This window comes from Catenibacterium sp. UBA627, from assembly GCF_002299355.1.
Lineage (GTDB): Bacteria > Bacillota_I > Bacilli_A > Erysipelotrichales > Coprobacillaceae > Catenibacterium > Catenibacterium mitsuoka.
Genome location: NZ_DBPF01000114.1, coordinates 1,098 through 4,060 on the forward strand (window position 1 = coordinate 1,098; position 2,963 = coordinate 4,060).

Below are 2,963 nucleotides of genomic sequence, written 5' to 3' on the forward strand. Positions count from 1 at the left end.
AATGGATACTATGTGGATAAAGATATACCAGAAGCTAATGATTTGTATTTTCATGCTTTAGAAGTTGCTGATGAAGTGGATTCATCCAGTGAAACAAAAGCAGAAATATATGAACGATTAGGTAAAGTATACTTATTAAGACCAAAGACACTAGAAACATTGCACTTTGCTCTTAAGAGTTTCAATTTAGCAGAACAACATTATTTAGAAGCCATGCAGGAATGCATGTTTTCTCTAAAAGATAAAGTAAAAGAAATACGTAACCTACAAATGGAAGTAAGAGAGTATTTAGATGATTTGATTCTTATGGATAAAGAACCTGTGAGTTAGTGTTCTTTTGAAGAAATGATTTCTCTAATGAAATACGATATTTAATTGATTGGTTTGAAATATCTAAAACTTCTCAAAATGCAATATGGATTATTTGTCTGTATGTAATACAACTATGATGTGTTATTAAAACTTGTTTCTTATAGAAAACTACTGTTACATAAGTAACAAGAAACTGAATTAAAGAAAGAGAGATGTGATTTATATGTATGAAAGTTTAACTAAATATTTAGATGAGTTCACAGGAACAGAATTTGGTACATGGATTATTGACAAGAAAAATGATGGAACACCAGAACATCCACTTCAGTTCCCTTTTGTGAATTATTCATGTGTTGTTGACCATTTTATTGATGATGTCTATTCTTTTGTAGATAACCATGAAGAGATGGGATTACATAGTTATCAAAAAGTCCTTGAAGAAAATGGTATCAAATGGAATGCGAAATCAATGGAAACAGCAGTGGTTGATGGTTTAGATGCTAAATGTGTTGTTGCTTTGATTTATGGTGCTATACGCGCAGAAAGATTTTGTGATGGGGCAATACTTGCATTCTTAAAAGATGGTACGTTTGTACGATGGCTTGAAAGACTTAAAACATTGGATGCAGATGGCAAGAATGTTGCTGCAAAATAAATAGAGGAAGCTGTGAAGAATATATCAATGAATATGGAGAATTAGAATAAGATATTGATGTATAAGAACATAAAACGTTTTTAAGGAGGTTTGTATGGTTGATTTAATTTTATTCCCATCTAGTTATTTTAATGCTTCAAAGGTGGATGAAGATTTACAAGCTGAATATGATGCAGTAAAAGCAACAGGATTATTTGATGTGATACTATTTGGATATGATAAGTGGTTTGAAGAAGATCAATTAGTCATTAAAGATATACCTCAAGTAGAAAGAACTGCAGTATATAGAGGATATATGATGAATCCAGAAAAGTATGAAAGGTTTTATCAACGTCTTCTAGAAAACAATATCCGTTTAATTACAACTCCAAAAGAATATGAGTTAATGCATATTTTCCCCAATGTATATGAACTATTAAAAGAGGATACTGCAAAAATGGAAATATATCCTCTTCATACTCAGATTAATATTGATAGTATTAAACATACTTTTGGTAGATTTATGGTTAAAGACTTTGTTAAATCTGTAAAGGGTACAGAGTTTCCTAAATATTTTGACAAAGATATTACACAGGAAGAATTTGATCAATGGATGGAAGTCTTTTATAAGTATCGTGGTAATCTGTTAACTGGTGGAATATGTATTAAGGAATATCTTAACCTAAAGCATTATGGTAATCACACCAATGAATACAGAGTCTTTTATATAAACAATAAAATAGCAACTATCACTAGAAATTCAGGACAATCTATAAATGCATTATTACCACCTCAACAATTATTAGAAAAGTATAGTCATCTGGAAAGTGGATATTATACTGTTGACTATGCTGAATTAGAAGATGGTTCATGGAAAATTATTGAGGCAGGTGATGGTCAAGTCTCAGGCTTAGCAGAGTATCAAGATTATGAGCAATATTTCAAAGTGCTCTATGAATACTTAAATGAATAGAATCTTACTCAAAGAAAAAACTCACGACAATAAATCGTGAGTTTTCTTCCGCACCGAGTGCCATTTACATATGTCATTCTATGTGAAAGTTAATAAAAAATCAATTCAGATTATCAAAAAGACATATTCTTTCACCATATGTTTAAATACCAATAGTTATTATATATTATTAGTTGATTATATGCACTTTACCATGCCACCATCAACATTTAACGCAACACCAGTAATATAATGTGCTGGTTCACTAGATAAGAATACAGCAGCTGATGCAATTTCTTCAGGTTTAGCATATCTACCCATTGGTATATTTGTCTTAGCAAACCAATCAATAGATTCATCACGACTCATACCAGTAGCACTTGCTAATTGATCACCTAACTGTCCTTCTGCATGCCATAACGGTGTATCTACAGGTCCAGGACACACAGCATTTACATTCACATTAAATGCTGCACAATAATTTGAATAATCTTTAGTAATCATAATATCAGCAGCCTTAATAGTATCATAACTAATTAATCCTCCAGGCTGTTTACCAAAGATAGAAGCTGTATTTACAACACTTCCCCAGCCATTTTTCTTAAAATGAGGAATACATAAATTAGTTAATCTCACTGGTGCATACATCATAAGTTCTGCATGTTTTCTGAATGTTTCTTCAGGGAATGTTGCAATATCACCCATTAAAGCTGTTCCTGCATTATTACATAGAACATCAATCTTTCCAAAATGTTCAGCAACATTTTCAATAAAATCTTTGCAGTTCTTTTCGTCTGTAACATCTACTTTTTCAATATAAACTTCATTATCTTTTAGTTCTGTCTTTAAAGCATTCAACCCTTCTAGATTTAGATCAGCTAATGCAAGTTTTGCTCCTTCTTTTGCATATGCTTCAGCAATAGCTTTACCAATACCAGAAGCTGCTCCTGTTACGATAACGACTCGATCCTTTAAACCTAATTCCATAACAAATCAATCCTCCTTGTATGTATAATTTATATATATAATTATACTCCTCGATAAAGTGCATATTCTACCAATACA

At 31.4% G+C, this 2,963-nt stretch carries 4 protein-coding genes; 3 read left to right on the plus strand and 1 reads right to left on the minus strand.

The window, feature by feature from the left end:
• The 3 genes from B2S90_RS07415 to B2S90_RS07425 all read left to right on the plus strand — a co-directional run.
• Positions 1–330 (plus strand): hypothetical protein (locus tag B2S90_RS07415; protein WP_286696802.1); only part of this gene is annotated, 330 nt, incomplete at its 5' end.
• A gap of 205 nt (positions 331–535) precedes the next feature.
• A complete protein-coding gene (locus B2S90_RS07420; RefSeq protein ID WP_286696803.1) occupies positions 536–967 on the plus strand; it encodes a DUF6508 domain-containing protein in 432 nt (143 codons plus the stop codon).
• Positions 968–1,061: 94 nt separating this feature from the next.
• The gene (locus B2S90_RS07425; protein ID WP_286696804.1) at positions 1,062–1,919 is read left to right on the plus strand and encodes an ATP-grasp domain-containing protein; all 858 of its coding nucleotides are present in this window, start codon (positions 1,062–1,064) and stop codon (positions 1,917–1,919) included.
• Positions 1,920–2,096: 177 nt separating this feature from the next.
• Here the strand turns inward: B2S90_RS07425 and B2S90_RS07430 are convergent, their stop codons facing one another.
• Positions 2,097–2,885, minus strand: coding sequence for an SDR family NAD(P)-dependent oxidoreductase (locus tag B2S90_RS07430; protein WP_100054654.1), 789 nt, complete (start codon positions 2,883–2,885; stop codon positions 2,097–2,099).
• Positions 2,886–2,963: the final 78 nt, after the last annotated feature.

What these genes read in the sequence shown, in the direction of transcription:
- B2S90_RS07420 (WP_286696803.1), top strand. Translation starts at nt 536, where the DNA reads ATGTATGAAAGTTTAACTAAATATTTAGATGAGTTCACAGGAACAGAA.
- B2S90_RS07425 (WP_286696804.1), top strand. Translation starts at nt 1,062, where the DNA reads ATGGTTGATTTAATTTTATTCCCATCTAGTTATTTTAATGCTTCAAAG.
- B2S90_RS07430 (WP_100054654.1), bottom strand. Translation starts at nt 2,885, where the DNA reads ATGGAATTAGGTTTAAAGGATCGAGTCGTTATCGTAACAGGAGCAGCT.